Below are 26464 nucleotides of genomic sequence, written 5' to 3' on the forward strand. Positions count from 1 at the left end.
CCCGCGCGCGACTTTCCATCGTGGCCAGGGCAACCAACGCCCACTATCGGGCCGGAGATACGACTGCAGTCGACCCACGCCCATCGACCGCCGCTCTTGCACTCTATTCGGGAGGAGTCCAGATACGCTTGTTAGGCTGACCCCCAGCAGCCCGCAGCACTAGGGGATCCGACGAACTCCCTCAGGTCTCGTCACTCCTGCGTGGGGTGGTCGGACTCCCATTCGGCGTACACGTCCAGAACATAGTCCCGGAACTCAGCGGTGCTGAGCCAGTCAAGACCACCACCGGTAAGCCAGATTCGCTCGTTAGGAAATGGGAACAGGATGCGAATCCGCTCTCTGAGCCCCGTAGATGGACCGAGAACGGCATACTCCGCTTCCAGGCTGGTCCAGGTAGCGAGTTTGTGTCGGGTCCAGGCGGCACCTTCCTCGTAGGTCAGGTCATATCTGTCCATATACGCCGCGACAACCGACTCGGCACCATCTACGGCCGTTAACTTCGCAAGCGTAGTGGGAAGCAGGGATTCGGATGAAATGAAGGGCTCGGTGAATACAGCGGCCCGATCCAGGATCGCCTGGCCGCGAAGTGACCGGGTATTGTCCTGGACCTGAATGATCAGCACGACGAGCGTGACGATCACGCCGAAGTTTGCCAGGACTTCTGCCCAGCGAGCTGCTCGATCAACGTTCATTGCTTCCTCCCCGGTGATGGAAGGCAGGGCTCTCCTCCGCAGGACCGCGAGGTTCGGGAGTTGGTGGCATCAGCCTAACGGGTCTGCGCTTCAGCTGCGCGGCCGAGGTGCCAGGAGCGAAGCGTGCTCCGAAAATCTAGCGCGCGTCAGCTGCTAGCGCTTGTTAGGCTGCACTCCGTGTGGGTAGGCGGGGTTCTTCGGCACCGGCGGCCTCCAACGCCGCACTACCGACTCCGCGGAGCGACGCTTGCGACTTCTCCTGTAGCCGCCGATCGCCATTCGTATCGCTCCGCCGCGCCCGATTCGTCCAGGACGAAGTGGACCCGTTCGTCCGGCCAGTAGAGCTTGGTCGGCTCGCCATCTTCGACGAGTCCCGCCACGAAGACATGATCGCCCGCAGGGAAAAGGGCCATCGAGCCCTGGCCGGGGAGCTCATACCGCAACACGCCGTCTTCCACGTAGATTTCCAGTTGCTCGTCCGCGAAATCGTACGTACCGACGTAGCGGGCACTCTCTTCCGATGGAAGTGTGACGGAGGGCCATTCCCCCGGCGCGAGCGCGCGCGCGGGACGCGCGAACTCATGTCGATATCCGCTCTCGATTCCCAGCGCCCAAGGCACAATCCGTTCCAGGAGCAGCCGGTCGGCCTGATAGGACGAGTACCACAGGTTGTAGTTGCTGGTGATGTGGATGGCGACGAGATCCAACTCCGGGACGATCCAGATCCGCTGGCCGCCGTTCCCGACGGCGGCGTGTACGGTGATCTCGCCGTACGGAAGCAAGTACCGCGTGTGCCACCACTGGTACCCGTATCCTGAGGTCGATGTCACACCTGGCCCGTGCTCCTGAACGCCCTCGGATTGGTCTGTGTGGCGAGCGAGCGACTCTCTCACCCACGTTTCGGAGACGATCTGTCGGTCGTTCCACCGGCCTCCGTTGAGGTAGAGCGAGCCAATCTTCAGCAGATCGCGTGGCCGGATCCACAGCCCGGCCGAGGGCACGGCGACCGAAGACCACGGGGATTGGCCCTCCCAGTGGAGTTCTTCGACGTCCTGCCAGGCCGTTTGGCAGCAGGAGGACACGTAGATCGAACCGTCCTCTGCCGGTCGTGGCGCGTTCTCCGTGCCCGGCCACGCCCACCCCACGTGGGTGATCCCGAGGGGCTCGAACAGCCGGGTGCGCGCGTACGCCCCGAACGACCCTCCGGTGGCTCGACCAACCACGAGGCCCAGCAGCGTCGTGAGACCCCCACTGTAGTAATACCGGGCGCCGGGCTCCGTCACCAACGGTCTGGAGAGGACGACCTCGGCTGGATCAGGGTCGGCGTAGAGCACCTGTTCGTCGTCCGATCCACCCGTCCCTTCCAACCATTCGAAGCCGGCGGTCATAGTCAGCACATCGCGAAGACTGACCTCCCGCTTCTCCGGGGTCGTCAAGTGAGCGTAGTCGGGGAAGTAGTCGAACAGCGATGTGTCCACCGACTCGATGGCACCCGACTCCACGGCGATTCCGAAGACCGCAGAGGTGACGCTCTTGGTCACCGACCGCACCTCGTAAAGTGTCTCGCGGTCAAAGCGAGCCAACGCGGGCTTGCTCTGACCATCTTCCCATAGGATTGCTCTCCCTTCGAAGTGCTCTTCGTAGACCAGCTTCCCATCTTTGGCGATCAATACGGCGTGCACGTTTGGATAGTTGTCGCGGTGCAACGCCTCCGTCATCGCCTCCAGCGGCTCGCTCGAGAGCCCCACGTCCTCCGGGGTCCCCGCCTGCCAACCGTCCTCGAGTTGAGGCGGCCTCTGATACGGGTGTGCACTCGCCTCGTCGGTAGACGACGCGGCGGCGCCTCGTTCGCGCTGGGAATCGGAGCTTGACCCACAACCGCCGACGATACAGCAGAGGCAAGCGATCAGTCCTAATCGGCGCGCCATGAAGTCCCCCTCGGCATTGTCGGAGGTCGGATTTCCACCGGCAATCGTCTTGATTGCAGATGTCGTGCGGCCTAACTCTTCATAGGCTGACCGGGCCGGCCCCAAACGCGGTTCCGCCTAGTCAGCCGCCACGGGGCACGATGGGCGGTGAGCGATTCGCGAGCAAGCGATTCGCTCACCCGGGCTTACGAGAGCCCCTCGGACGTGGATACCGTCGCGATATCTCGCGCAGGCGGTCAGCCTAACCGGCGCCAACGCTGCGCGGGTCCTTCAGGTCCGGGAGAGCGTCGGCGGGGCTTCGAACTCCCAGGCCCCCTCGGTTCAGGACGTGCGTGTACTTCATGGTCGTTTTGACGCTCTTGTGGCCGAGCAGCTCCTGAATGGTGCGGATGTCGTAGCCGTCCTCCAGGAGGTGGGTCGCAAAGGAGTGTCGGAAGGTATGGCACGTCGCCCGCTTGTTGATCCCGGAGCGTCGCACGGCTTGCCCGACCCGTCTCTGGACCGCTGACTCGTGCAGGTGATGGCGGCGGGTTTGCCCGGTCTCCTCATCCCGGTATCTACGCGTGGCGGGAAAGACCCATTGCCAGGTCCACTCGCGCCCGGCATTCGGGGACTTCCGTGCGAAGGCGTGTGGCAGCTCCACCCAGCCGGCGCCGTCCTCCAGGTCCGAGCGCCAGAGTCGTCGGTTCGATTCGAACCTTTCTCGTAGCGATTGCTCCGCGGCGTTTGGCAGCATCGTGACACGATCGCGGTTCCCCTTGGGCCTGCGGATCACGAGCTGTCTCGTCCGGAAGTCGACGTCCTTGACCCTCAGCCGGAGCGTCTCGAGTAGGCGCAGGCCCGAGCCGTACATCAGCAGGGCGGCTAGCCGCACCGGCCCCCTCAACTGGCTCAACACCACCGCGGCCTCCGTTCGTGTCAACACGACAGGAAGGTGCCGGGGTCGACGCGCGCGAGGGATCGACCGGCCGATGTGCGGTTCGCGCCCCAACACGTCCCGGTAGAGGAAGGACAGAGCGCTCGCGGCCTGGTTCTGGGTCGATGCGCTGACCTGCTCGTTGGTGGCGAGGTGGGTCAGGAAGCCAACGATTTCCTCAGAACCCATCGTGTCGGGGTGGCGCAGGTCGTGGAAACGCACGAAGCGACGATCGACCCTTCGTGAGTGACTCAGCCGCGACGCGAATCCTCGACGCGCCTCGCGCCGTAGGGAGCCCCACGAAGAGATCCGCTGACTGCACACGGAACACGAAATGTTCGACGAGCTCATCCCGATCTTCGGCATCCTCCTGGTCATGATCCCGGTGGCGGGGCTGACCTTCGGCTTGACTCTGAGGCTCGCGGTCAAGCCGTTCGTGGAGACGCTGGCGAAGGCGGTCAGGGAGTCGGGTGGCGGTCCGGACCTGGGGGAGTTGTCCGCCCAGATCGCGCTGCTGCAGGATGAGCTGGAAGGACTGCGAGAGGACACGCGCGGGCTGAAGAAGGCGCAGGAGTTCGATCAGAAGTTGCTGGCGAGCCTGCGGGCCGGCGAGGGCGGGGGATCGGCCTAGCAAGACGCGCTATCGAACCAGAACGGCTCGGGCCACTTTGGCGCAGTGGATGCCGTCTTCGGGCGACCTGAGGGCCCCGGATACGTATACCTCTTGATCTCCAGCCATTCCGGCTCCAAGGAGATCCCCGGACAGGTCGAGCTCCAGGGAGTAGACGAAGGGCTCCTGGGGCGCTTCGACCGCGATCTTCGAATCTTCCTTAGGGGTCCATGCGACCAGGCTGAAGACGTCGCTCTCGGGCCGAAAGATACGCCCCGCCTCTACATGGGTGATGAAACAGCCGTTCGCGGTCGTCGGGCTGCCAGGGTGTGCAAGCTCAAGCATCTCCAGCTGCTGAGCGGGCACGGAATCCAGATTCAGGGGAGCCGCCGACAACACCAACTCGGCTCTCGTATAGGCGAGCGACTCTCGATCGGTCTCGTCGCAGGCGTCGAAGCACAACCACAGGTCGTACGTACCCTCCTGCCCTTCCGCCGGCGGGGCGCCGAGAAGTGCGAGCATTCCAAACGTGGCAACGACGATGATGAGCCGCATTGTTCTCCGCCTTCTGAGTTGGGGCACGACAGCCGTCGGTTGGATGGGCAGAAGGCGGTGGGGGTTTATCGCGGCGGGGGTAGCTCCGGCCTTTTCTTCGGCCCAGGCGCGGGCCCTGACCTGGGCGATCTGTCGAGGCAGATCGCGCTCTTGCAGGACGAGCTGGAGGGTCTGCGGGAGGATACGCGCGAGTTGAAGAAGGCGCAGGAGTTCGATCAGAAGCTGCTGGCGAGCCTGCGCCCGGGGAGCAGCGAGGCGACGCCCTAGCCGACCCCCTACGCCACTTGCGAGTCGCGCGTGACCGGTTGCCGGCCTGGTCCAACACCAATAGCCGCCCTACTAGGAACTCTGCTGGCCCAACAGGCGTTGCCAGGCTGGCGTATCTACGCTGTGTTGGCAAACGACCTACAGACGGCGCAGTCGCGCGAGGGGGCTTGATGGCAGTGATGGTTCTGCTTGAGGTGCAGGCGAAGGAGGGCACGGGCGACCAACTCGTTGCCGCGTTGCGGGAACTCCTGCCCGATACCCGGGCTAGGGACGGGTCCATCGAGATCTTGGCTCACCAGGGCCAGGACGACAGGGACAACATCGTTCTTGTCGATAGGTGGGAGACGAGGGACGCATTCGACAGTTACATGGAGTGGCGCCAGGAGACGGGCGTGCTCGACCAGCTACTCGCCGCGTGCGTCGGCCCGCCGAGCATCCGCTTCTACGACATCACCGACGCCTGAGGGGACCGTCCCCGGCGGGAGCACGCGCTCCCTCCTCGCCCCACTTCACCCACTCGAACGCGGTGCGGCACGTCAGGCACCAGTAGGTGGCGACGGACAGCGCCGTGCCGAAAGGCGAATGGAGCTCCGTCTCGGTGCCCCCGCAGAAGGCGCACGGCGGGCTGTCCGGCAGGTCGTAGTCCTTCGCGCGCGCGTGCGCCATCAGTCCATCAGGAACGCGCGGTTCTTGTCGCCGCGGATCTGCTCGATGGTAGCGGCGTCGGGGTGCCCCTCGCCCAGGCGGCGTCGGGCGGCGTCCCAGCCGGCCCACTCGCCCTCGCCGAACGCGGGCGGCTCGATGCCCAGCAGCCCCATGATGACCTCCAGGCGCTCGGACAGCCGGCTGCGCGCGGACTGCCGGTCGCCGGGCACGATGCCGGCCGTGCGCAGTCGCGCTTCCACCTCATCGGCCGGGCCGAACCACGCGTACGCCGACGGCATGGCGCCCTTCAGCGCTTCCGCCAGCGCCTTCCTGGCCTCATCGCTGCCCTCGGCGAAGCGACGCGCCCACGCCACCGCGTGCGCGGCGTGGAAGCGTTCCTCGTCGAGCAACTTGGCGGCGCGCTGCCGCAGCGGCTCGTAGCTGGACTGCGCGAGCGCCTCGAGCGCCACGCTGAGCGCGCCGTCCACCGCGGCGTTGATCGCCAGCAGGTCGGCCCAGGTGTCGGCGGCCTCGTCCAGCGCGGGGATGCTCGCGTACTGGGCGGGCTCGCGACCGTGCTCCAGGGCGCCCACGTCCTCGCCGAAGTCCTTCAGCAGCGCGTACAGCAGGCGCGCGTGGCCCCACTCGTCCTGCGCCATGGACGCGCACGCGATGCCGGCCTCGATCACCGGCGCGCCCAGCGTCCACTCTGCGTAGCGCATGCCCAGCAGTCGCTTGCTGTCCGCCATCGACAGGATCAGGTCGCGCACGTCGGCGCGGACGTCGTCGGGTAGCGCTGCGGGGTCGGCGTAGCTCGGGCCCGAGGCGGCCTCGGTCATAGGCGTCTCCAGCTCGGCCATTATCCGTCCCCCCGGTTGAAGACCTCCATGAACTGCTCGCGGCGGACGACGAACATGTCGAACCACTTCTCCTCGTCGTAGGTGCTGTACGCGTACACGCGCGCGAGGTCGTCCGTGGCCGAGTTCACGTTGCCGATGTGGCGCAGCGGCTCGCCGCGGCTCTTGCGCGCGAATACCTCGTATACTGTTTCGAGCGTCATCGGGCGTACCCTCCGCGGTACGTGGCGCGCGCCGTCACGCCGCGACTCCCAGCTTGCGCAGCTCGGCGCGGCCGTGTTCCGTCATCATGGCCCGCGTCCAGGGCGGGTCCCACACCTCGCGCAGCTCCACCGAGTCCACGTCGGGCTCGGCCAGGAGGCGCTCGGTGATGTCGGTCCGGATGAAGAAGACGCAGGGGCAGCCGGTGGCCGTGTAGGTCAGCGTGACCAGCACGGCGCTTCCATCGCGTCGCAAGTCGTATATCAGGCCCATGTCCACCACGCTGATGGGCAGCTCGGGGTCCAGCACATCGCGCAGCGCGGTCCACAGCGGCAGCGTCTCGGCGGGCACCTCGGCGGGGTCGAACGGCGCTTGGCAGACGTAGTCGACGCCCAGGGCGGCTGACCCGGCGGTCTCCAGGGTGGCGCGCAGCTCCGGGAGGTTGCTGCGGAAGTACGGGCCGTCCAGAGACCCTCGATCGCCTGGCTGCGTCCCCGCGCTCTGCGGCGCCGCCACGTGCTCCGGCACCCTCGCCTTCGCGGGCACCGTCGGCAGCGGGATGTGCAGACTCAAGCGGCCACCAGGCGGTTCACGTCGCCGTGGCTGCGCCGCACCGACTCCACGTAGAACTCGTTCATGGGGCCGCGCGCCTTCCACCGCTTGAACACCTCGTCCCAGGAGATCTCGCCCTCGTCGAAGAGCCAGCGCTTCTCCGCCGCGTCGTACTGACAGGGGAAGGGGTAGTCCAGCACGTACTCTTCCTTGTCGGCGTCGTAGTGCGCGGGCGCGTCCAGGCCGAGGCCCTCGCACAGCGGCACCGTCGCCGACATCCACACCTGGCGCAGCTCGTCATTGGTCATGCCCTTGAGCTTGTAGTCGAGCTGGCCGCTGTGGCGCTTGAGCTCGTCGGGCAGGCCGAACCACTCGATGGTCATCGGAAACATCCAGTCGACCGCGCGCTGCACCCGCGCCTTGGCCTCGCCGTTGCCGGCGCACAGGCGCTTCATCCAGACCTCGCCGTGGCGCAGGTGGAAGGTCTCCTCCAGGTCCACCTTCACGAGCGCGCGCTTGAGCGGCCCGTAGCTGGTGTTGCGGAAGACGTCGCCCAGCAGGGTGATGCCGGCGCGGTCGAAGAAGCCGTTGGCGACCACCAGCTCGGCCCAGCTGTCCAGCGGCTGGTCGAAGCCGTAGGGGTGCTTGAACTCGTGCGGCTCCCGGCCGTACACGAGCCACTCCTTGTCCACGCCCATGTCCTCGAGCAGGCGGTAGGCGATGTTGGCGTGCGCCAACTCGTCCTGAATGATGGCGAGCGCGCTGACCATCGTGTTGGTGGAGGGTGCGTCCTGCGCGGCGCCCCAGTAGGAGGGCGCGCTCATCAGCTCGGTGTCGCCCTGTACGGTCAGTTGGACGATGAGGGCCTTGCGATAGCCCTCGGTCATCTCCTCGGGCGACTCCAGAATGTAGCCGTTGTGGACCTTGTCCTTGATCTCCTGCTCGGTCATTGGCGCGGTGGTGTGCGAGGCTTTCGAACAATCGTTCGAAAACCTAACGGACCGTTGCGTCGGGGGTCAATCTGCGTCCCGTGCGCGGGCGTACAGGTACGCCGGGAACGCACACGAGAGGCCGATGAAGAAATTCAACCCGACGAACAGCCACGGTTTCTTCGCGCGGCTGGCGAACAGCCAGACCCAGAACGCCGCGCTGGAGATCAGCAGGTCCGCGGTGAAGCCGCCCGCCGCGCCGTTGACGAACAGCGCCCGGATGAAAGTGTCGAGCGCGAGCCCCTCGGCCTGGAAATGGGCTATGAAGAAGCCGTAGGGGACGATCGCTCCGAGGATCGCCAGCAGCAGATACACGTTCTTCATTGGAACTCCTCCCGCACGAGGAACGGGTGCGCCGAGTGCCGATCAGCCGTCATCGTCCGAAAGTCCTACCGAGTACTCCAGGAAGACGGTGCCGGTGCTTGCGTAGTGACGGTGGCCGGTGAGCTCGAGCGGTACTCGGGTTTCGATCGGGGGCAGCAAGGGGATCCCGCTTCCCAGAAGGATGGGGATTATTCCCACCTCGACCGCGTCGACGAGACCGGCCTCGAGCAGGCTCCGGAAGAGCAGCCCCCCGCCGAACAGCCAAATGTCCTTGCCATCGCCCGAACGCAGCTTCGCGATTCGCTCCTCTGCGTTTTCGCCCAGCACAGTGACTGCAGGACAATCCTCCGGCCGGAGGGTCCGCGACGCCACGTAGGTGTCCATGCCGAACACCGGCCCATCTCCTCCGCTTTCCGCCATCAACTCGAAGGACTTGCGGCCCAGCAGGATCGTGTCGAAGCGGGCCACGAATGCACTGAAGTCGATTCCCGGATCCATCGCGATCCAATCGGCCTCGCCAGCGGGGCCTGCGATATAGCCATCGAGGCTCATTGCCACCGAGTAACGGATTCTGCGCATGACGACCTCCAGGGCTCCTGATCAGTGCAGTCTATGGCTTGCGTCGCCATGGAGGCGAGAATCGAGGTAACGCCATACCTTGTAGCGGCGGCGCGGCGTGCGAGCCTCTCGCGCGCGCCGGATCGCGCCGCGACTGGTCCAACCAACAGAGCCCGGAGGGTGGTGGTGGAGCGAGTCGAGCGAGCGAAGACGGTCACATCCCTGTACGTCGGACGTGGCGCGGCCGGGGCCGCAATCCTGACCCTTCTCCTGGCGGCCTGCGGCGGTTCCGCACCGCCTCCCCCTCCGCCGGCGCCGGATCCGCTAGCGGTCAACTACGGCGTGGAACCACCCGCCGTGGAGGCCGGCCAGGTTCCGGGCAGCGGGCCCTACGCCGCCGGCTTCGACGCGCTGCACTACGACCTGTCGCTCCACATCCCCGACGAGGGCAGCCGCATCCAGGGCGTCATGACCATGCGCGTGGCGCTCACCCCGGAATACGAGGGTACGCCGCTGCCGCTGGACCTGTCGGGCATGTCGGTCGGTCGCGTGCGCGCGGGCACGTCGGCCGGGACGATGGAGGTGGTGCAGGCGCCCCTCGCGGAGGGTCGGGTGATCGTGCCGCTGCCCGGCGCCAATGCTGGCGACACCGCCATCGTCGAGATCGTCTACGCGGGTGAGCCCGACGACGGCCTCTTCATCCAGAACAACCTGCACGGCGTGCGCGGCGTGTTCGCGGACAACTGGCCGGACCGCGCGCGCTTCTGGTTTCCGTCCATCGACCACCCCAGCGACAAGGCGTCCGTCAGCTACACCGTGCGCGCGCCCGACGACCTGCAGGTGATCGCCAACGGAGAGTTGAAGCTGGAGCCGACGGTGCCGCCCACCGAGGGTCCGGCCGGCATCTGGCCGGTCGGCTCGGGCTTGCTGTGGCGCTATGAGCTGCCGGTCCCCATCCCCACGTACACCATGGTCATCGGCGCCTCGGTGTTCTCCGTGAACATGCTGGACGACTGCGCGAGCGGGGGGTTCACGTCGCTGAACCGTGACGGCTGCGTGCCGGTCACGCTGTGGACGTTTCCTCAGGACAGCGTACGGGCCAAGGCCAGCTTCTTCCGCTCGCCGCAGATGGTCGAGACGCTCGCCGAGTTGATCGGGCCGTACCCGTACGAGAAGCTGGCGCAGGTGCAGTCGTCCACGCGCTTCGGCGGCATGGAGAATTCGGGCGCCATCTTCTATCCGGAGAGGGCGCTGGCGGAGGGCCAGCGCATCGAAGAGACCGTCGCGCACGAGATCGCCCACCAGTGGTTCGGGGATGGGGTGACCGAGGCGAACTGGAGCCACCTGTGGCTGTCCGAGGGTTTCGCCACCTACTTCGGCGCGGTGATCTACGAGCGCATGGACAGCCGGCTCGCGTTCGACGAGCTGATGGACCGCCACGCGGTGCGCTACTTCGAATCGCCCGTGGTCAACACCCCGCTGATCGACGAGAACCCGGGCAACCTGTTCGACCTTCTCAACGCGGTGAACTACCAGAAGGGCGCGTGGGTCCTGCACATGATCCGGGGCGAGGTGGGCGACGCGGACTTCTTCGAGGCGATGCGGCGCTTCTATCGCGAGAACGAAGGTCGGTCCGTGCTCAGCGCGGATCTTCAGCGGGTAGTGGAGGAAGTGTCGGGCAAGGACCTGCAGCCGTTCATGGACCAGTGGCTGAACAGCCCGGGCCACCCCGTCCTGGCGGCCGAGTGGCGCTGGGACTCCGGGTCCGCGGTGGTGGAGATCGAGCAGGTGCAGCCGGAGAGCTGGCCGACGTTCCATTTCAACCTGGAAATGGAGTTCGTGACCAACCAGGGGCCCATCAGGCGTGAAGCGGAGATCACCGAGCGGAGCTCCCGCGTGCGGTTCCGCGTGCCGGGCCGGCCCACGCGTCTGGTCCTGGATCCGGACGGCAACGTGCTGATCCAGAACGCGCCCAATCAGTAGGCGATTCTCGAAGCCGGAGGCGCCGGGCGTCGCCCGCCTTCGAGTCGACACGAGCCGGCCGCGTCACCGAGGGCGTCGGGAGCGATCCCGGCGCCCTTCGCCTTGTGGATTGACACGTCCGGCCGTCCCCCGCAGACTCCGCGCCTCCGAACCTGTGACGACCGAACGCAACGGCGCGCCCGCCGAGCCGCGCCTGGAGACGAGATGAAGATTCTGGTACTGGGGGCCGGAAAGCAGGGCTCTGCCTGCGCCTTCGACCTGCTGGAGAGCGACGCCGTGGAGTTGGTGCGGCTGGCCGACCAGAAGCTGGACGGTTTGCCGCCGTTCCTGGAAGCTCGCCGCGACGACCCGCGCCTCGAGCTGCGCGCGCTGGACGCGCGCGACGAGTCGCAGGCTGCCGACGCGATGCAGGGCGTGGACTGCTGCCTGAACGCGCTGCCCTACTATTTCGCCGTCCCCATGACCCGCCTGGCGGTGGGCGCCGGCGTCCACTACGCGGATCTGGGCGGCAACACCGACATCGTCTTCCAGCAGTTGGAGCTGGACGACGACGCCCGCGCGGCCGGAGTCAGCGTAGTTCCCGACTGCGGATTGGCGCCCGGGATGGTGAATATCCTGGCGGCCGACGGCATGGCGGCCATGGACGAGACCAGCGCCGTTCGCATCTACGTGGGCGGCCTGCCTCAACACCCCGAGCCGCCGCTCAACTATCAGCTCGTCTACTCGCTCGAGGGCGTGCTCGACTACTACACGACCCCCTCGTTCATCGTGCGCGGCGGCCGCCGCACCGAGGTCGAGCCGCTGAGCGAGATAGAGCCGGTCGAGTTCGGTGGCGACGTGGGCACCCTGGAGGCGTTCCATACCGCGGGCGGCATTTCGACGCTGCCCTGGCGGCTGGAGGGGAAGGTGCCCACCGTCGAGTACAAGACGCTGCGCTACCCGGGGCACGCCGAACTCATGCGTGCCATGCGGGAACTCGGCCTCTTCGGTCTCGAGCCGGTGTCCGGCCACAACGGAGAGGTCGTCCCCCGCCAGGCCTTCATCGCCGTCGTGGAGCCCCACCTGCGCCGCCCGCACAGCCCGGACCTCGTGGCGCTCAGGGTGGTGGTGGAGGGGACCAGGAACGGCCGGGACGCCAGGGTCGAGTACGACCTCCTGGACCGCATGGACGAGGAGCGCGGGATCAGCGCCATGGAGCGGACCACCGGGTATTCCCTGTCGATCATCGGGCAGATGCAGGCGGACGGACGTATCGATCGGCGAGGCGTCGTGACGCCGGACCTTGCGGTGCCCGCGCCGGAGTACATCGACGAGCTGGCCAAGCGGGGCGTGGTCATCGAACGCAGGACCGAATAGCGTGCGGCACGGTCGCAGGCCCGGGCTGCCCAGCCGGTCGCAGCCGCTGCTCGTGTGGGCGGTGGGTTTGCTGCTCACGCTGCTCGTCGTGTGGGCCGTGTTCCGGCTGCTGAAGCCGCAGGAATTGCAGGAGATCGGGCCCGTGGGGGCCACCACCGAAGCACCCTACTCCGCCGTACCAGCCAACCTTTCAAACGGGAGCTAGCCATGCGCGGGAGCGCGACATCAGGGAATCGGGTGGGGCCGGACCGCGCCGGCAGGAAGACTCGGCGCGGACGCCGAGCCGCCGCGTTCGCTGCCCTGGCCGGCCTCGTCGCCGTCTCGGGACTCCTGCCCGTGGGGGCGGCGGCGCAGGACGGGCCCGTGGTCGCGGTCCGCGCAGGCCGGATCGTCGACGCCGCCTCCGGCACGTACCGCGAAGGGGTCACGATCCTGATCCGCGGCGACCGCATCGAGGCGGTGGGGGCCGACGTCGCGATCCCCGACGGCGCCCGCGTGGAGGACCTGTCGGGGATGACCGTGCTGCCGGGCTTCATCGACATGCACACGCACCTCAACGGGGATCCCAGCGGCGGCAGGTCGGATCATCGCCTGCACGAGTGGCCAGGCTACGCGGCCATCGTGGGCGCCAAGAACGCCCGGCTGACGCTCATGGCGGGCTTCACGACGGTGCGCAACGTGGGCGCGGGGGACTTCGCCGACGTGGCGCTCAAGCAGGCGGTCAACGAGGGGTTGGTGCCGGGGCCGCGCATATTCACCGCGGGGCACGGCCTGGGCATCACCGGCGGGCACTGCGACATGAACGGCTACCGGCCCGACGCTCTCGAGGAGCCCGGCATCGAGCAGGGCGTGGCCAACGGCGCGGAGGACGTCGCCGCGGCGGTGCGCTATCAGGTCAAGTACGGCGCGGACGTGATCAAGATCTGTGCGACCGGCGGCGTGCTGTCGGCGGGCGACGCGGTGGGCGTGCCGCAGTACACCCTGGAGGAGATCCGCTCCATCGTGGAGACCGCCGAGATGGCCGAGCGCAAGGTCGCCGCGCACGCGCACGGCAACGAGGGTATCAAGACCGCCGTGCGCGCGGGCGTGGCGTCCATCGAGCACGGTTCGATCCTGGACGACGAAGCGATCGACCTCATGAAGGAGCACGGCACCTACATGGTGCCGACCATGATGGCGTTCGACGCGGTGACGAAGGGCGCTCGAGACGGCTCGCTCACGCCGTTTTCGGCGCAGAAGGCGCTGGAGATAGGGCCGTTCTTCGATAACTCCGTACGGCGCGCCATAGCCGAGGGCGTCAAGATCGCCTTCGGTACCGATGCGGGAGTGTTTCCGCACGGCACCAACGCGGACGAGTTCCGGCTGCTCGTGGAGGCAGGCATGACCCCTGCGCGCGCCATCCACGCCGCCACGATCGACGCGGCCGACCTGCTGGGCAAATCGGCCGATCTGGGCACGATCGAGCCCGGCAAGTACGCCGACCTGATCGCGGTGGAGGGCGACCCGCTGGACAACGTCGGCGCGCTCATGGACGTCTCATTCGTGATGAGGGGCGGGGTCGTCTACAAGCGCGGCCACGATCAGGTCGAGGTGCCGCCGATGATGGCCGGCAGGCGGGATCAGTAGGCCGCCCGCCACCTTGGCAGAACGGCGCGGCACGATCCTTGACGATTATGCACGTGCGCCGTAGCTTGCCCCGGCTGCGCTCGAACCGTAACCGGTAGGCGCACAAGGAGATATATCCGGCGAGTGCCAGATTGGCGCTCCGAGGGGGTGCTCGCAGCAACGCCGGGCGCCCTCCGCCGTTATGGAGGTTCTTATGGTCAAGACGTCGAATCGAGTTGGTCTGCTTGCTCCGCGCGAGCTCACCGACTCCCAGCTCGTGGCGGCTCACCTGGACGGCCACCCGACCGCGTTCGGGGAGCTGTATGACAGGTACCGCGACAAGCTGATCTATTTCATCGCCAAGAAGACGGGCGATTGGGACCGCGCCGAGGATCTGGTGCAGGAGGCTTTCGTGCGGGTGACTCGTCACCTGCATCGCTTCGACCAGAGCAAGAAATTCTCGACGTGGATCTATACGATCTGCACCAACCTGGCGAAGAACGAGTTGCGCAACCGCTCGCGGAGCCCGCTGGTGCTGTTCCAACGGCTAACCAACCAGTGGGACCCGGAGCATCGTCCGCTGGAGTTCGAGGACTCTTCCATGCGGCCGGACTCGCTGTACCGGAAGCGCTTCCTCCGGCAGGCGGTCGAGGAGACGGTGGACAAGCTCCCCGAGCACCACCAGAAGGTCTTCCGACTGCGCGAGCTGGAGGGCAAGAGCTACGACGAGATCGCGGAGATCACGGGCGTTAACCTGGGCACGGTGAAGAGCCGTCTGCACAGGGCGCGCACCAGCTTCGCCGAGTTGATCGAGCCGAGCCTGAATTAGTGGACTAGGCCGCGGCCCGGATAGAGGCACGAAGAAGGGGCGTCGGATCGTCGGATCCGGCGCCCCTTTCGCATCGGCCGCGCGGCCGGCCGATTGGCCGGCAGGCGGGGCGTCCTTAGACGGCGTGCTCCAGAACCCGGTCCGCGTAGCCGTTGTCGGGGCTGCGGCCGCGGCGCAGGACGCGCTCGACGGTCCCCGGACCCCGATTGTACGCCAGCAACGCCAGGTGCAGGTCCCCGTCGTAGCGCTCCAGCAAATAGCTCAGGTAGCGGAAGCCCGCGCGCAGGTTGGTGTCGCGCTCGAAGAGCGAGTCCGCGTCGCGCTGCTCGTCGAGGATCCAGACGGCGGTCGTCGGCAGCACCTGCGTCAGACCGAGCGCGCCCGCGTAGCTGACCACGCGCTCGCGAAACGAGCTTTCGGTGAAGACCAGGCCGAACGCGATGGACGGGTCGACGCCCTCCGCCAGAGCCATGTCGTGGATGTCCTCGGCCAGGTCCCGCGCGATGCCGAAGCGATCCATGGCGACCTCGATCGCGCCTTCACGCGGAGACCGCAGGAAGGCGTGAGACAGCATCACGGCACCAGGTCGCTGGAGCGCAGCCGGAGTGGCCCCCGCACGGGTTCGCGCGGGCGCCGTCGCATCGCGCACGGCCGTCAGCGGCCACGCCCGCGGCGAGTTGGCCGCCTCGGCGATGCCGTGAGCGTCCAGCCCGTCGGCCAGCTCCGAGCCCGGGAGCGCCATGGCGCCGAACCCGATCGCGATCAGGAACGCCCTGGTCCCCCGGCCCCACGTACTGATTCTCGCGCGACGCCGCGTCGTGTCGCCCGCGGCGTGCGATCTATGGCGCGCTTGCGCGCGCGCCGAATCCAACATCGATCCCCCTGTGGTACCTCATCTATGACTTCACCCTTCGAGCGAGCGCCTTAGCAGCATCCGTGCCAGCCGCCTAGAACGAGCACGACGCGCGGCTCAGCACCGGAGCGGCCCCCGAGAGCCGGGCCTCGCTCGTGAAATAGACCCAGCCATCGGCAAACGCCTCCACCGCCTCTCCCTGCCTCTCGCCGAGCGGGGCAAGGTCCACAGTCGGCCTGGCGGGAGGGCCGGGGACGCCCGCGTCGTCGACCGGCAGGAAGAAGAGCTCGGTGTAGGAGCGGACGAGGAGCCAGCGCCCGTCGGGACTGAACGTCGCGCCCGTGATCATGCGTCCCGGGGTGACCGGGCGGTTCGTCAGGGCGATCACCGGATCGGCGACAACCTCGGCCGACTCGTCGCCGAGCGGCACCCGGAAGACTTCGATCGCGTGCGCGCGGCCCTTGGACACGATCCACACCTCGCCGGTGGCGGGATGCACCGCCAGACCCTCGGCGTCGCGTGGCCCGCCCGGATAGGTGAGCGACCAGGCCCTGGCGCGCGCTGAGCGACTCGCGTCCACCGGGGGTTCGGTGACCCGGTAGATGGTCACCGGATCGCGCTCGTTCAGGTTGTCGCCGATGTCGCCGATGAACAGGCACGACCCCTCCGCACAGGGGCCCGCGGAGAGCGCCTCCCAGTCCCGGTTCCGCGCGCCGGGTATGCCCACGACGCCCAGCGTGCGCCCCGCCAGGTCCAGCGCCGCCAAAGAGGCCTCGCCGCCCGAGTCGTTGTGCGTCCACAGGATCGAATCCGAGCGGGCGGAGCGGGCCAGCCCGCTCGTCTCCCTCCAAGTCACCGCGAACTCCGCCACGGTCTCGAACCGCGAGCAGGTGGGCGCGGAGGGCGTCGCGGTCGGCTGAGACGTGCCCTGCTCGGCGCCGAGCGCGGCTCCCCCGTCCGCGCCCTGGGTGGCGGCGATGGCCGCGCCCGCTCCCGGGTCCGCGGAGCCGCTCGATCGCCCCTGGTCACCGCAGGCCGAAGCCAGGATGGCCAGCCCGGCGAGGGCACCCGCGCGTGCGCCGCGGGGAATCAGAGTCGCTTGGTCCATCGGCATGGCCACCGGTCGCGTGACTGGAAGACGGGGTGCTCCGGGCGGCGGCGAAAGGTTAGCCACGCCGCCCCGGCGAGCCTACACTAGGGCCGCATGAACGAGCCATCGAGCGGTAGCGCGACCCGGGTCCTCTTCGTTTGCCTGGGCAACATCTGTCGGTCCCCGGTGGGGGAGGCGCTGTTCCGCCATCACGCGGGAGGCGAAGGCGCGGCCGGGGCGTTCGAGGTCGACTCCGCGGGCACCGCCGCCTACCATATCGGTGAGCCGCCCGACCGCCGCAGCGCCGAGACCGCCCTGCGGCGCGGCGTCGTGGTGTCGGGGCGCGCCCGCCGCCTGGAAGCCGACGACTACTACGAGTTCGACCACATCGTGGCGATGGACAGGAGCAACCTGGCGGAGATCAAGGCGCGCAAGCCCGCTGACGCTACCGCTCGCGTCCACCTGCTACGATCGTTCGATCCCGCGGCCGATGACGACGCCGACGTGCCGGATCCCTACTACGGCGGCCCGTCGGGATTCGACGATGTCCACGACATGGTCGAGCGTTCCACGCGGGCCTTGCTGGCGCACCTGATCGAAGAGCTTTCCTGAAGTCGGTGCGGCCGGTGAACCTCTTGCGACACTGGTGTATTCCGAAGGAGCGGGAGAAATGGAATCCAGCCGATGGCACCCCACTCCGTGGGAGGCGTCGGCATCCGTCACGCGACCACAACCCAACTGACCACGGTGGAGTCGGCAGGTCGGGACGTGCCCGGCCACGGCGCTGCCTACGCGGAGGAGCACAGCAATGTCCGAACAGACGTACGACGATATCCTTCCCAACCCCGGACTCAACGTCGAACGGGATAGCACCGCCCTGGTGATCACAGATCCGCAGAAGGACTTCCTGTCCGAGGACGGCGTCGTTTGGGGAGTAGTCGGCAACAGCGTCCAGGAGAACAACACCGTCGAGCACCTGCGCCAGCTCCTGAGCGCCGCGCACAGCGCCGGCATGACGGTCTTCGTCTCGCCGCATTACTACTTCCCGCACGATCACGCGTGGAACTTCGGCGGGGCGCTCGAGAAGATGATGCACGCGGTGGGCATGTTCGACCGCAAGGGCCAGATCACGACCGAGGGCCTCGACGGCTCGGGCGCCGACTGGCACGAGCCGCTCAAGGACCTGATCGAGCGCGACAACGTGGTCGTGGCGAGCCCCCACAAGGTCTACGGTCCGGAGTCGAACGACCTGGTGCTACAGCTGCGCAAGCGCGGCATCGACAAGGTGATCCTGGCCGGGATGTCGGCGAACCTGTGCGTGGAGGCCCACCTGCGCGAGCTGACCGAGCAGGGGTTCGAGGTGGCGGTCGTCAAGGACGCAACGGCGGGGGCGCAGCTCCCCGGCGGCGACTTCTACCAGGCGGCGCTGCTCAACTTCCGCATGATCGCCAGCCAGGTCATGACCACCGACGAGGCGGTCGGCGCGATCCAGGGCGCCTGAGGCAGTGGGGAAAGTCGCAAGCGAGGAGTTCGTCCGTCTGATCCTCTCCTCCACGGGGGAGGGGATCTACGGCATCGACCTGAACGGGCTTTGCACCTTCGCGAATCCCGCATGCGTGCGCATCCTCGGGTTCGACAGCGTCGACGATCTGCTGGGCCAGCACATGCACAATCTGGTGCACCACACGCGCCCGGACGGCACGCCCTATCCCGAGAAGGAATGCCGCATCTACCAGGCTTTTCGGAGCGGCAAGGGGACGCACGTCGACGACGAGGTGATGTTCAAGAAGGGCGACGTGGCGTTTCCCGCCGAGTACTGGTCCTTCCCCATGGAGCAGGACGGGGAGTTGGTGGGATGCGTACTGACGTTCGTTGACATCACCGACAGGAAGAAGGTAGAGGCGGACCTGCTGGAGTCGCACGAGTTCGTGCGGCTCCTCCTCGACTCCACCGGTGAAGGCATCTACGGGGTCGACCTCCAGGGCAACTGCACCTTCGCCAACCCGGCATGCGCGGAAATACTCGGATTCGAGAGCGTGGACGTGCTGCTCGGCAAGCACATGCACAACCTCGTGCATCACACGCGCCCGAACGGACAGCCCTATCCGGTGGAGGAGTGCCGCATCTACAAGGCATTCGTGGAGGGCAAGGGTACCAACGTCGACGACGAGGTCATGTTCTGCGCGGACGGGAAGGCCTTCCCCGCGGAGTACTGGTCGTACCCGGTCCACAAGGAAGGCGAGTTGGTGGGCTGCGTGGTGACGTTCAACGACATCACCGAGCGCAACCAGATCGAGGAGGAGCTCAGACAGACGGAGAAGATGGCCGCGCTGGGCAAGCTGTCGGCCGGGCTCGCCCACGAGCTCAACAACCCGGCCGCCGCCGCGGGCAGGGCGGCGAATCAGCTCGTGGAAGGAATCGACGCGCTCCAGGCGGCGATGGTGGGCGTCAGCGCGGCTGGCGTGGGCGTGGAAGAGTGGCAGAAGCTGGACGCTCGCTTGCGCTACTTCCGGGACCGCGCGCAGGACCCGGGATCGCTGTCCGCCGTAGAGTTGAGCGACAGCGAGGACGAGCTCATCGACTGGCTCGAGGATCACGACGTCGACAAGGCGTGGGAGACCGCGCCGGCGCTCGTCGGGGCCGGCATCGGCAGCGAGGATCTGGACGCGCTGGAGGACATAGTGGACGCGTCCGCGGTACCCTTCGTGGTCGGCTGGTTGTGCCAGGCCCTCGCGGTCAACGATCTGGCGCGTACGGTGGTGTCGAGCTCCACGGGAATCAGCGAGCTGGTGGGCGTGGTCAAGTCCTATTCGCACATGGACCGCGCTCCCGTTCAGGACGTCGACATCCACGACGGCCTCGAGGACACGCTGAAGATCCTCGCGCACAAGATGAGGTCCGGGGTCGAGCTCGAGCGCGACTACGACAGGACCATCCCGCTGATCAACACCTTCGGCAGCGAGCTCAACCAGGTCTGGACCAACCTGATAGACAACGCCATCGCGGCGATGGAGGGCAAGGGCACGCTCAAGGTCCGCACGTACCGGGACGATGGCCTCGCGGCGGTCGAAATCATGGACGACGGCCCCGGCATTCCGGCCGCCATCCAGAGCAAGATCTTCGACCCCTTCTTCACCACCAAGGACGTGGGTGAAGGCACCGGCCTCGGCCTGGACGTGGTGCGCCGGATCGTCACCAAGAGGTGCGGTGGAAGCATCGACCTTCGGTCCAGGCCGGGGGAGACGGCGTTTACCGTACGAGTGCCCCACGGTGGGGACGAGGAGTGCACAACTGATTTGAACCGCGAACTCGACAACTAGGACTCAGGCCAGCCCATGAGTAAGCCGTTCGTATTGACCTTGGACGACGACGAAAACGTGCTCCAGGCGGTCGCGCGCGATCTCCGCGGGGAGTACGGGTCCGACTATCGGATCCTGCGTGCGTCCTCGGGTTCCTCCGCTCTCGAGCTCCTCGCCGAGCGCAAACGCCGTGGAGATCCGTCCGCGCTGTTCCTGGTGGATCAGCGCATGCCCGCCATGAGCGGCGTGGAGTTCCTGGAGCGCGCCACCGATTTCTATCCCGACGCCAAGAGGGTGCTGCTCACGGCGTACGCTGACACGGACGCGGCCATCAAGGCGATCAACGACGTCCACATCGACCACTATCTGCTCAAGCCCTGGGACCCGCCGCAGGAGAAGCTCTTTCCCGTGCTCACCGACCTCCTCCAGGAGTGGAAGGGGTCGTATCGGCCGCCGTTCGAGGGCGTCCGCGTGGTCGGCCACCAGTGGGCGCCGGCGTCCCACAGGGTCAAGGAGTTCCTGGCCCGCAACAACATCCCGTATCGCTGGCTGGACGTCGAGACGAACGAGGAGGCGGGCCAACTCGTGGCCGCGGCCGGGGACGTAGAACTCCCCTGTCTGTTCCTGTCGGACGGCGCGATGGCCCAGAACCCCGACAACCGGGAGATCGCCGAACTCGTGGGGCTGCAGACCATGGCGGACAAGCCGTTCTACGACCTGGTCGTCGTGGGCGCCGGTCCGGCCGGCCTGGCCGCCGCCGTGTACGGCGCGTCGGAGGGCCTGAAGACGATCGCGGTCGAGGAGCAGGCGCCCGGCGGGCAGGCGGGCATGAGCTCCAAGATCGAGAACTACCTGGGCTTCCCCGGGGGCGTGTCGGGAGGCGACCTCGCGCACCGGGCCGTGAGCCAGGCCAAGCGTTTCGGGGTGGAGATCTTGACGGCGCAGAGAGTGGCCTGCATCAAGGCGGATGGGCCCTGTCGAGCAGTGGTGCTGGGCGACGGCACTTCGGTGGACTGCAGGGCCGTGCTGGTCGCGACGGGGGTGTCGTATCGCTGGCTGGAGGCGCCCGGCGTGCAGGACCTGACCGGCGCCGGCATCTACTACGGCGCCGCCATGACCGAAGGCGGGTCGGTGCGCGACAAGAGCGTGTACGTCGTGGGCGGCGCGAACTCGGCGGGGCAGGCGGCGATGTACTTCTCCAGGTACGCCGAGACCGTGACGATGCTGGTGCGCGGCGAGAGCCTGTCGACGAGCATGTCCCAGTACCTGATCGATCAAATCGGGGGCACCCCCAACATCCGCGTGTGGACCCGCTCAGAGGTCACCGAAGCGATCGGCGACGGCCGGCTGGAGAAGCTGGTAATCGCGCGGGAAGGTGGCGAAACCAGCGAGACGGTGGACGCCACCGCCATGTTCATCTTCATCGGCGCCAAGCCGCGCACGGACTGGCTGGACGAGCGCATCGCCCGCGACGAGCACGGATTCGTCATGTCCGGCTCGGACACGGAGTGGAGCGAGGCTGCCGCGCTGGTCGGCTACCCGGATCGGGCGCCGTTCCCGCTGGAGACCAGTGTGCCCGGCGTGTTCTGCGCGGGCGATGTCCGGCACGGGTCGGTGAAGCGCGTCGCATCGGCGGTCGGCGAGGGCTCGATGGCGGTGATGTTCGTGCACCGCTACCTGGGCGAGGTCTGAGGCCCGACTTGGCGTGAGCTCCGCCCAAGCGGTTCCGCCGGGGCTGGAGCGCGCGGTTCTCGCAGCGCTTGCCGGAGCCGAGCCCGAGGGTGACTCACCCGCCGGGGGCAGCTCCAACCTCGATTGCCGCGCGGTGTCCGGGGGCTGCATCGCGAACGCGCTGCGCGTGTCCGGGCCGGGGAAATCTTCCGCTTTCCTCAAGTGGGCCCCGCCACGTGATCCCGCCGCGCAGACCTTTCAGGCGGAGGCCGACGGACTGCGCGCGCTTGCGTCCACGGGCGCGGTCAGGGTGCCGCGCGTGCTCGGCCTGCCGGCCGCCGGGGACGGCATGGGGCTGCTGTTGGAGTGGCTCGAGCCCACTCCGGCGAAGAGGTCTTCCTGGCGCGAGTTGGGGGCCGCGGTGGCCGCTCTGCACTCCGCCCCGGTCGAGGTTCCCGGGCCCGGTTGGCCGGCCCACAACTTCATCGGCCTTCTGCCTCAGTCCAACGACGACGCGGGCGACTGGCCCGAGTTCTGGTGGACACGACGGCTGGCTCCGCAGATCGAGCTGGCTGCAGGGACTCTGGGTGGGTTGCTGCCCAGGCTGGAACGCCTACGCGACGCGCTCCCCGACCTGCTAGCCGGCGCCCGGGAGGAAGGCCTTTCGCTGCTGCACGGAGACCTGTGGAGTGGCAACGTGGTGTTCGCGCGGGAGGGCGTCGGCGTGAGGGAGCCGGTCGCGAGTCGGGTGGAGCCGGCGGACGCACCGATCGGCGCGCTGATCGACCCCAGCGTCTACGCGGGCCACCGCGAGGTCGACCTGGCCATGGCGGAGCTGTTCGGCGGCTTCCCGCCCGCCTTTTTCGAGGGCTACCAGAAGGAGCGGCCTACGCTACCGGACTACCCCGCTCGACGGCCGATCTACCAGCTCTATTACCTGCTGGTCCACGTGAACCTGTTCGGAGGAGGCTACCTGGCCGGCGTCCGCAATGTCCTGGGACAGCTGTGATTGGATGGCGTGGAAGACAGGCGGTTACCGTCGTCAACTCCTGCGCAGCCAGAAGTGCGTCACTCTTCCACCCTCATCCAGCCAGAAGAGCCAGTAACGGACCACGCTCCCGGCGGTCATCCGGTAAAGCCTCATCTCCGATACTGGATTGCCGAAGTCGTTGACCGTCCCGCTCGGGAGCGACTCCGCACGCAGGAACTCGAACCGATCAAGTTGTCCGAACCACCCGCGAATCTCCTCCCGCATTGACTCCCGCCGCGGGCTATCGAACCAGCGAAGAAACAAGGAGTCGGCGCCCGCGGCGCCCGTAGCGCGGCCTTCCAACAACGTAAGAACGGATCGAACAGACGCGGCGCCCGGCGACGGCGGCTCGGAAATAACAGGCAGGTCTGCATACCCGGAGCCCGGTACCGCAGTGTGCAGCACGAGGTCCCGGATCTGGCCTGGCGACGTGCCGAACTGATTGAAGAAGAAGGCGACGGAGACCGAGTCATCGAGAAAATGTTGTAGCGAAGCCGTAAAGCCCGCGGTCTGCCCGCCGTGACGGACTCGGCGATAGCCACGATACGGCCGCAGATCCCACCCCAGGCCGTACGTGGTCTCCGACCCGTCGTTCAACTTACCCGGCGTCCACATACTGTCCAGCCATTGGCCAGGAAGGACCGTAGCGGCGCGAAGCGCTTGATCCCATTTCGCCAGGTCTTCCAGCGTTGATAAGAGCCCCCCCGCCCCTCCGGTCGTCGCAGGTTGGATCGGATCCCTCGCGAAACGCTGCCCGTCTATCGATCGATACCCTCGCGCGCGTCCGGGTATGATTTCTTCCGGGCTCGCCGGCCGGGTAGAGGCCATCCCGAGCGGCTCGAAAATTCTTTGCTCCAGGAAGGTCCAGAAGTCCACCCCGCTCACCCGACCGACGATCTCGGACAGCAGGAAGTACCCCGTGTTCGAATACCGATAGTCTTCCCCAGGGGCGAAGTCCGGCTCCTCGCTATCGGCGATGGCCACGACATCGAGCGGAGTAAGCACGTCGCGGTATCCATCGTACGTCATGATGGATTCGTAGTCGGGAATCCCCGAGGTGTGCGTGAGCAGGTGGCGGATCGTAACGCCCGCCCAGCGATCCGGGAGGTAATCGAGGTACTGGTCAATGGGATCCAGCAGTGTCAGCCGACCATCTATCGCCAGCATCACGACTGCCACCGCAGTGAACTGCTTGGTGATCGACCCGATTTCGAATGCTGCGTCGGTCGAGGCTGGCACGCGATGCTCGAGATCGATGTGTCCGTAGGCGCCGGACGCGACTACCTCGCCAGCGTGGAACGCCCCCCAGACGACGGCAGGGACGCCCCCGCGATCGACGAACGCTCGCACCGAATCCGCGATCTCGCCCATTTTCGCGGGGGTGAAACGATGACTCAGTTGGGCGGGGTCGGCGGCGCCGTCCGCGCTGACGTCGCGGGACCCGGCGGCATAGTCGCACGAAGCCACCACGAGCGATGTGACGACGACGCACATGGTCCGGGTAACACGGCTACGTGCCGCGTTGAATCTGGCGCTCGGAACCTTGCGGTCGCTCCGTTCGCCGGCGTTCACCACGTCTTCCACGGCCATCTCCTCAAAACTCATTGGTCGCGTCCGGATCGCGGTCCCCAGTGGGCCGACGGTCCATAGACGACAACCATGGGATCAACGCCCGCGGCGCCAACTGCCAGTTTTCCTCGAGCAGCCTGGCGACGAGCGCCGGTAACGCCCTGGGAGAGAGCCTCATGTCGCCTCTTCGCCCGCCTCGTACACGACGCGTCCGCCCACGATCGTCAGCAGCACGCGCAGGTCCTTGAGTCCGTCCGGCTCGACGTCGAACGGCGAGCGGTCCAGCACAACCACATCGGCCAGCTTGCCGGGTTCCAGCGTACCCTTCTCGCCTTCCTGCCCCGCCGCCCAGGCATTGTTGACCGTGTAGGCGCGCAGGGCGGTCTCCACGTCCACGCTCTCCTGGGGGAACCAGCCGCCCTCGGGCGCGCCATCGAGCGTCTTCCGCGTGACCGCGGCGTACATCCCCTGGATGGGGCTCGCGGGATACCAGGACGCGTTGGTGCCGGGCCAGTCGCTGCCGAAGGAGAGCAGCACCCCCGCGTCGCGCAGCGTGCGGAACGCGTACGCCCAGCGGCCGCGCTCGCCGATGCGCTCCTCCATCCAGCGCATATCGTCGATCGCGTGGTAGGGCTGCACCTCGGCGATCACTCCCATTTCGGCCATGCGGCGGGCGACGCCTTCGCCGCGTATGACCTGCGTGTGGATCACCCGCCAGCGGTCACCCTCCGGGATCGAGGCGTTGGTCCCCGGCACCGTCACCCGTTGCGGCTTGGGCCGGGGAGAGGCGGCGCGCACCGCGCTGTACATGTCCAGCAGCGTGTCGATCGCCTCGTCGCCGATGGCGTGGATCTGCGGCCAAAGCCCGGACGTGTCGGCGCCCGCGATAAGCGCCTGCATGTTGCCCGGTGGCGACATCATCGTGCGCCAGTCGCCGCGCACGCCGGTGGTGACGTAGGACTCGTAGAAGCGCGCGGACGAGTTGCCCATGATGCCGTCCACGAAGCCCTTGAGGCCGCCGATGCGGACCCAGTCGTCGCCGTGTCCGTGCCTGATTCCGACGGCGGCCAGCTCATCCCACTTGTCCAGCGTGGGCCGCGCGTACACTCGCACCGTCAGTTCGCCGCGCTCCTTGAGGCGCTGAAAGACGTCGAGTTGGTTGGGCCCCGTGATGTCGTGGATCGTCGTGACGCCGTGGCTCGCCAGGCGACGCAGCGCGAGCCGGCTCTCGGCCAGCCGCTGCTCCAGCGGCCGCTTGGGAATCACGGCGCGCACCCGCGCGGCGGCGTCCGGGCTCAGTCGGCCCGTGGGAGAGCCATCTGCGCACTCGACCCCGTCGGCGTCGCAGATGAGGCCGGCGAGCTCCAGCGCGCGGCCGTTGGCCAGGTACGCGCTGCGGTCCCAGCGGGAGAGCAGCGTTGCGGTTGCCGGGGTGATCGAGTCGATCAGCGTCCGGTCGGGGGCAAAGACGGAGGCGTCGGGTGACGCGGCCTCCACCGCGCCAGCGCTGCCGGCCTCCCACGCCTCGTAGGCGCCCCAATCGCCGCCCACGATCCAGCTTCCCTCCGGCAGCCGCTCGCGCGCATCGCGTACGCGCGCAATCAGTCCCGCCGCGTCCGCCACGTCCAGCAGGTTGATGCCGAGCAGTAGCTGTCCCGCGCGCTCGAAGTGCGTGTGGTTGTCGATGAAGCCTGGCGCGACGAAGGCCCCGCCCAGCGAACGCACCGTGGCCCCCCTCAGGTAGGGCTCCACGTCGCCCTCGCTGCCCACCGCCAGGACGCGGTCGCCGCGTAGCGCCACGGCTTCCGCCCAGGGAGAGTCCGGCACTCCTGTCCAAACGCGAGCATCGACGAGGACGAGGGTAGCCGTCGGGTCGGGTGCCGGTTCCTGCGAGCTGACCGCGGAAGGGGCCCAGGCGAGGACTACGCCGAGGGTCGCTGAGGCGATGGTGCGCTTCATGTGAAGACCTGCGGCAGAGGGACTTAGGCCGAGGCCCCCACCAGCGCCTCGGCCATCAACGCGACGCCTTTGGCAAGGTCATCGTCGGATGCGGCGAAAGAAAGGCGCGCGTAGCGGTCATCGCCG

Annotated in this window: 28 protein-coding genes; 13 read left to right on the forward strand and 15 right to left on the reverse strand. The window is 67.5% G+C overall.

What is annotated here, in order from left to right; all coding sequences use genetic code 11:
* Positions 1–191: 191 nt before the first annotated feature.
* The 3 genes from ABFS34_09535 to ABFS34_09545 all read right to left on the reverse strand — a co-directional run bounded on the left by ABFS34_09535 (position 192) and on the right by ABFS34_09545 (position 3758).
* Complete coding sequence (locus ABFS34_09535; GenBank protein ID MEN8375677.1) at positions 192–692, reverse strand: hypothetical protein; 501 nt, start codon at positions 690–692, stop codon at positions 192–194.
* A gap of 224 nt (positions 693–916) precedes the next feature.
* The gene (locus tag ABFS34_09540) at positions 917–2440 is read right to left on the reverse strand and encodes a serine hydrolase (GenBank protein MEN8375678.1); all 1524 of its coding nucleotides are present in this window, start codon (positions 2438–2440) and stop codon (positions 917–919) included.
* Between the two features lie 421 nt (positions 2441–2861).
* Positions 2862–3758 carry an integron integrase gene (locus tag ABFS34_09545; GenBank protein MEN8375679.1) on the reverse strand — a complete coding sequence of 299 codons (897 nt, stop codon included), beginning with the start codon at positions 3756–3758 and terminating at the stop codon, positions 2862–2864.
* A 112-nt stretch (positions 3759–3870) separates the two neighbouring features.
* Between ABFS34_09545 and ABFS34_09550 the strand changes: the two genes are divergently transcribed.
* Entirely contained in the window at positions 3871–4167 is a 297-nt protein-coding gene (locus tag ABFS34_09550) for a hypothetical protein (protein ID MEN8375680.1), read from the forward strand.
* 9 nt (positions 4168–4176) lie between these two features.
* Here the strand turns inward: ABFS34_09550 and ABFS34_09555 are convergent, their stop codons facing one another.
* Complete coding sequence (locus ABFS34_09555; GenBank protein ID MEN8375681.1) at positions 4177–4701, reverse strand: hypothetical protein; 525 nt, start codon at positions 4699–4701, stop codon at positions 4177–4179.
* Between the two features lie 57 nt (positions 4702–4758).
* On the opposite strand from ABFS34_09555, the gene ABFS34_09560 reads away from it, so the two are divergent.
* Positions 4759–4968: a hypothetical protein gene (locus tag ABFS34_09560; protein ID MEN8375682.1), complete on the forward strand. Its 210-nt coding sequence runs from the start codon at positions 4759–4761 to the stop codon at positions 4966–4968.
* Positions 4969–5147: 179 nt separating this feature from the next.
* Positions 5148–5432 carry an antibiotic biosynthesis monooxygenase family protein gene (locus tag ABFS34_09565; protein MEN8375683.1) on the forward strand — a complete coding sequence of 95 codons (285 nt, stop codon included), beginning with the start codon at positions 5148–5150 and terminating at the stop codon, positions 5430–5432.
* On the opposite strand, the gene ABFS34_09570 is transcribed toward ABFS34_09565, so the two are convergent.
* The 7 genes from ABFS34_09570 to ABFS34_09600 form a co-directional block, all read right to left on the reverse strand.
* Positions 5419–5634, reverse strand: a complete 216-nt coding sequence (locus ABFS34_09570) for a hypothetical protein (GenBank protein ID MEN8375684.1) — start codon at positions 5632–5634, stop codon at positions 5419–5421. The two genes, ABFS34_09565 and ABFS34_09570, sit on opposite strands and share 14 nt — an antisense overlap.
* On the reverse strand, positions 5634–6452 hold the full coding sequence (locus tag ABFS34_09575) for a Phenylacetic acid catabolic protein (GenBank protein ID MEN8375685.1): 819 nt from the start codon (positions 6450–6452) through the stop codon (positions 5634–5636). The genes ABFS34_09570 and ABFS34_09575 overlap by 1 nt, the downstream gene beginning before the upstream one ends.
* Before the next feature lie 20 nt (positions 6453–6472).
* Positions 6473–6673, reverse strand: a complete 201-nt coding sequence (locus tag ABFS34_09580; GenBank protein MEN8375686.1) for a phenylacetic acid degradation PaaB family protein — start codon at positions 6671–6673, stop codon at positions 6473–6475.
* 34 nt (positions 6674–6707) lie between these two features.
* Positions 6708–7244 (reverse strand): metal-sulfur cluster assembly factor, encoded by a 537-nt coding sequence (locus ABFS34_09585; protein MEN8375687.1) that lies wholly within the window; start codon positions 7242–7244, stop codon positions 6708–6710.
* A complete protein-coding gene (locus tag ABFS34_09590; GenBank protein MEN8375688.1) occupies positions 7241–8173 on the reverse strand; it encodes a Phenylacetic acid catabolic protein in 933 nt (310 codons plus the stop codon). Before ABFS34_09590 ends, ABFS34_09585 begins: the two co-directional genes overlap by 4 nt.
* Before the next feature lie 66 nt (positions 8174–8239).
* Complete coding sequence (locus ABFS34_09595; protein MEN8375689.1) at positions 8240–8536, reverse strand: DUF2834 domain-containing protein; 297 nt, start codon at positions 8534–8536, stop codon at positions 8240–8242.
* 42 nt (positions 8537–8578) lie between these two features.
* Positions 8579–9115, reverse strand: coding sequence for a dihydrofolate reductase family protein (locus ABFS34_09600; protein ID MEN8375690.1), 537 nt, complete (start codon positions 9113–9115; stop codon positions 8579–8581).
* 165 nt (positions 9116–9280) lie between these two features.
* On the opposite strand from ABFS34_09600, the gene ABFS34_09605 reads away from it, so the two are divergent.
* The 5 genes from ABFS34_09605 (at position 9281) to ABFS34_09625 (ending at position 14867) form a co-directional block, all read left to right on the forward strand.
* Entirely contained in the window at positions 9281–11077 is a 1797-nt protein-coding gene (locus ABFS34_09605) for a M1 family metallopeptidase (GenBank protein ID MEN8375691.1), read from the forward strand.
* 204 nt (positions 11078–11281) lie between these two features.
* On the forward strand, positions 11282–12433 hold the full coding sequence (locus ABFS34_09610; protein ID MEN8375692.1) for a saccharopine dehydrogenase C-terminal domain-containing protein: 1152 nt from the start codon (positions 11282–11284) through the stop codon (positions 12431–12433).
* 1 nt (position 12434) lies between these two features.
* On the forward strand, positions 12435–12638 hold the full coding sequence (locus ABFS34_09615; GenBank protein ID MEN8375693.1) for a hypothetical protein: 204 nt from the start codon (positions 12435–12437) through the stop codon (positions 12636–12638).
* 2 nt (positions 12639–12640) lie between these two features.
* The gene (locus tag ABFS34_09620; GenBank protein MEN8375694.1) at positions 12641–14059 is read left to right on the forward strand and encodes an amidohydrolase family protein; all 1419 of its coding nucleotides are present in this window, start codon (positions 12641–12643) and stop codon (positions 14057–14059) included.
* Positions 14060–14252: 193 nt separating this feature from the next.
* Positions 14253–14867: a sigma-70 family RNA polymerase sigma factor gene (locus ABFS34_09625; protein ID MEN8375695.1), complete on the forward strand. Its 615-nt coding sequence runs from the start codon at positions 14253–14255 to the stop codon at positions 14865–14867.
* 115 nt (positions 14868–14982) lie between these two features.
* Here the strand turns inward: ABFS34_09625 and ABFS34_09630 are convergent, their stop codons facing one another.
* The gene (locus tag ABFS34_09630; protein MEN8375696.1) at positions 14983–15741 is read right to left on the reverse strand and encodes a lytic transglycosylase domain-containing protein; all 759 of its coding nucleotides are present in this window, start codon (positions 15739–15741) and stop codon (positions 14983–14985) included.
* A gap of 73 nt (positions 15742–15814) precedes the next feature.
* Positions 15815–16828, reverse strand: coding sequence for a hypothetical protein (locus ABFS34_09635; protein MEN8375697.1), 1014 nt, complete (start codon positions 16826–16828; stop codon positions 15815–15817).
* Between the two features lie 96 nt (positions 16829–16924).
* On the opposite strand from ABFS34_09635, the gene ABFS34_09640 reads away from it, so the two are divergent.
* The 5 genes from ABFS34_09640 (at position 16925) to ABFS34_09660 (ending at position 22789) form a co-directional block, all read left to right on the forward strand.
* Entirely contained in the window at positions 16925–17422 is a 498-nt protein-coding gene (locus tag ABFS34_09640; protein ID MEN8375698.1) for a low molecular weight protein-tyrosine-phosphatase, read from the forward strand.
* A gap of 196 nt (positions 17423–17618) precedes the next feature.
* Positions 17619–18311 (forward strand): cysteine hydrolase, encoded by a 693-nt coding sequence (locus tag ABFS34_09645; GenBank protein MEN8375699.1) that lies wholly within the window; start codon positions 17619–17621, stop codon positions 18309–18311.
* A 4-nt stretch (positions 18312–18315) separates the two neighbouring features.
* Positions 18316–20130, forward strand: a complete 1815-nt coding sequence (locus ABFS34_09650; GenBank protein MEN8375700.1) for a PAS domain S-box protein — start codon at positions 18316–18318, stop codon at positions 20128–20130.
* Between the two features lie 15 nt (positions 20131–20145).
* The gene (locus ABFS34_09655; GenBank protein MEN8375701.1) at positions 20146–21801 is read left to right on the forward strand and encodes an FAD-dependent oxidoreductase; all 1656 of its coding nucleotides are present in this window, start codon (positions 20146–20148) and stop codon (positions 21799–21801) included.
* Positions 21802–21814: 13 nt separating this feature from the next.
* Positions 21815–22789: a fructosamine kinase family protein gene (locus ABFS34_09660; GenBank protein ID MEN8375702.1), complete on the forward strand. Its 975-nt coding sequence runs from the start codon at positions 21815–21817 to the stop codon at positions 22787–22789.
* A 33-nt stretch (positions 22790–22822) separates the two neighbouring features.
* On the opposite strand, the gene ABFS34_09665 is transcribed toward ABFS34_09660, so the two are convergent.
* Positions 22823–24415 (reverse strand): serine hydrolase domain-containing protein, encoded by a 1593-nt coding sequence (locus ABFS34_09665; protein MEN8375703.1) that lies wholly within the window; start codon positions 24413–24415, stop codon positions 22823–22825.
* A 138-nt stretch (positions 24416–24553) separates the two neighbouring features.
* Positions 24554–26206 carry an amidohydrolase gene (locus ABFS34_09670; protein MEN8375704.1) on the reverse strand — a complete coding sequence of 551 codons (1653 nt, stop codon included), beginning with the start codon at positions 26204–26206 and terminating at the stop codon, positions 24554–24556.
* Positions 26207–26464 lie beyond the last annotated feature (258 nt).

It is taken from the genome of Gemmatimonadota bacterium (genome assembly GCA_039715185.1).
In the GTDB taxonomy this organism is placed as follows: Bacteria; Gemmatimonadota; Gemmatimonadetes; order Longimicrobiales; family RSA9; genus DATHRK01.

Coding starts and splice junctions, on each gene's coding strand:
- ABFS34_09535 (MEN8375677.1), bottom strand. CDS start 692: ATGAACGTTGATCGAGCAGCTCGCTGGGCAGAAGTCCTGGCAAACTTC.
- ABFS34_09550 (MEN8375680.1), top strand. CDS start 3,871: ATGTTCGACGAGCTCATCCCGATCTTCGGCATCCTCCTGGTCATGATC.
- ABFS34_09555 (MEN8375681.1), bottom strand. CDS start 4,701: ATGCGGCTCATCATCGTCGTTGCCACGTTTGGAATGCTCGCACTTCTC.
- ABFS34_09565 (MEN8375683.1), top strand. CDS start 5,148: ATGGTTCTGCTTGAGGTGCAGGCGAAGGAGGGCACGGGCGACCAACTC.
- ABFS34_09570 (MEN8375684.1), bottom strand. CDS start 5,634: ATGGCGCACGCGCGCGCGAAGGACTACGACCTGCCGGACAGCCCGCCG.
- ABFS34_09575 (MEN8375685.1), bottom strand. CDS start 6,452: ATGACCGAGGCCGCCTCGGGCCCGAGCTACGCCGACCCCGCAGCGCTA.
- ABFS34_09580 (MEN8375686.1), bottom strand. CDS start 6,673: ATGACGCTCGAAACAGTATACGAGGTATTCGCGCGCAAGAGCCGCGGC.
- ABFS34_09590 (MEN8375688.1), bottom strand. CDS start 8,173: ATGACCGAGCAGGAGATCAAGGACAAGGTCCACAACGGCTACATTCTG.
- ABFS34_09595 (MEN8375689.1), bottom strand. CDS start 8,536: ATGAAGAACGTGTATCTGCTGCTGGCGATCCTCGGAGCGATCGTCCCC.
- ABFS34_09600 (MEN8375690.1), bottom strand. CDS start 9,115: ATGCGCAGAATCCGTTACTCGGTGGCAATGAGCCTCGATGGCTATATC.
- ABFS34_09610 (MEN8375692.1), top strand. CDS start 11,282: ATGAAGATTCTGGTACTGGGGGCCGGAAAGCAGGGCTCTGCCTGCGCC.
- ABFS34_09620 (MEN8375694.1), top strand. CDS start 12,641: ATGCGCGGGAGCGCGACATCAGGGAATCGGGTGGGGCCGGACCGCGCC.
- ABFS34_09625 (MEN8375695.1), top strand. CDS start 14,253: ATGGTCAAGACGTCGAATCGAGTTGGTCTGCTTGCTCCGCGCGAGCTC.
- ABFS34_09630 (MEN8375696.1), bottom strand. CDS start 15,741: ATGTTGGATTCGGCGCGCGCGCAAGCGCGCCATAGATCGCACGCCGCG.
- ABFS34_09635 (MEN8375697.1), bottom strand. CDS start 16,828: ATGGACCAAGCGACTCTGATTCCCCGCGGCGCACGCGCGGGTGCCCTC.
- ABFS34_09640 (MEN8375698.1), top strand. CDS start 16,925: ATGAACGAGCCATCGAGCGGTAGCGCGACCCGGGTCCTCTTCGTTTGC.
- ABFS34_09645 (MEN8375699.1), top strand. CDS start 17,619: ATGTCCGAACAGACGTACGACGATATCCTTCCCAACCCCGGACTCAAC.
- ABFS34_09655 (MEN8375701.1), top strand. CDS start 20,146: ATGAGTAAGCCGTTCGTATTGACCTTGGACGACGACGAAAACGTGCTC.
- ABFS34_09665 (MEN8375703.1), bottom strand. CDS start 24,415: ATGAGTTTTGAGGAGATGGCCGTGGAAGACGTGGTGAACGCCGGCGAA.